Source organism: Sphaerisporangium rufum, from assembly GCF_016863395.1.
Lineage (GTDB): Bacteria > Actinomycetota > Actinomycetes > Streptosporangiales > Streptosporangiaceae > Sphaerisporangium > Sphaerisporangium rufum.
Genome location: NZ_BOOU01000149.1, coordinates 1 through 989 on the forward strand (window position 1 = coordinate 1; position 989 = coordinate 989).

The 989-nt window shown below is 70.5% G+C and carries 2 protein-coding genes; both read left to right on the forward strand.

The features are described from left to right. The first annotated feature begins 225 nt into the window (after nucleotides 1–225). A complete protein-coding gene (locus tag Sru01_RS35075) occupies nucleotides 226–621 on the forward strand; it encodes a RidA family protein (RefSeq protein ID WP_239138081.1) in 396 nt (131 codons plus the stop codon). 55 nt (nucleotides 622–676) lie between these two features. Next, nucleotides 677–989 (forward strand): hypothetical protein (locus Sru01_RS35080; protein ID WP_203995245.1); only part of this gene is annotated, 313 nt, incomplete at its 3' end.

Below are 989 nucleotides of genomic sequence, written 5' to 3' on the forward strand. Positions count from 1 at the left end.
CGTCCTGCGGGCCTGCACCGTGACCGCCCGCAATCTGCGACGACGCACGTCACGACGCCGGGCGCGGCCCATTCCCGAGCGGTCGGTGACCGGGAGGGCGGCGGCCGGCCCGCCAGAGACCCGGGACCGCGGCCGGCGGCCGAGGGGCGGTCTGGCATGATCGGGAGACATTGCCGAGTACGGGAAAACCCCGGTTCGGCACTCGCGCGTGCTGGGGGTGGTGGGATGCGGCACTTCGTACGTCCGGAGGGGATGCCGCCGGTCAACGGGTACAGCCATGCGGTGGCGTTCTCCGGGACGGCGGTCGCCGTCTCCGGGCAGGTTCCGCTGGACGCGGCCGGCACGGTGGTGGGTGAAGGCGACGCGGAGGCCCAGACCAGGCAGGTCTTCCTGAACCTGCGCGCCGCGCTGGCCGCGGCGGGCGCGGAGCTGGCCGACGTGGTCAAGCTGACGGTCTACCTGACCGATCTGACGGACCTGGCCGCCTTCCGCCGGGTGCGTGACGAATTCATCTCCCTGGAACGCCCGCCGGCCAGCTCGCTGGTCCAGGTGGCCGGGCTGGTGCATCCGGCCTTCCGCGTCGAGATCGACGCACTAGCCGTCCTGCCGCCCACGACCTGACCGGCCCGTCCCGCTCCCGCGGCGGCGCCTGCCCGCACGGGCTGATCGTCATGGTGTGATTGAAGACCTCATCGCGGCGGGCCGGGCGCAGTCATCGTTCCCGCGCATCGCGTGCCTTCTCCCGCGTTGGTCGAATTCAGTTCCAAAGGCGGTCATCGCCGCCCTCATCGAACTCCGCTTTCGTCGCCGGCTTTCAAGGCTGCGGCGGTATCGCGGATCCCGGTCTTTCTCGATTGCCGAATCTTCGTTGTTCGTGTGCGCCGTCGGATCGGATATTCGATTTCAGTCCCAGGTGGTGCCGGGGGTGCGGGAGAACGAGTCCCAGGTGGTACCCGCGGAACGGGAGTCCCAGGTGGTGCCCGCGGTCC

What these genes read in the sequence shown, in the direction of transcription:
- Sru01_RS35075 (WP_239138081.1), top strand. Translation starts at nt 226, where the DNA reads ATGCGGCACTTCGTACGTCCGGAGGGGATGCCGCCGGTCAACGGGTAC.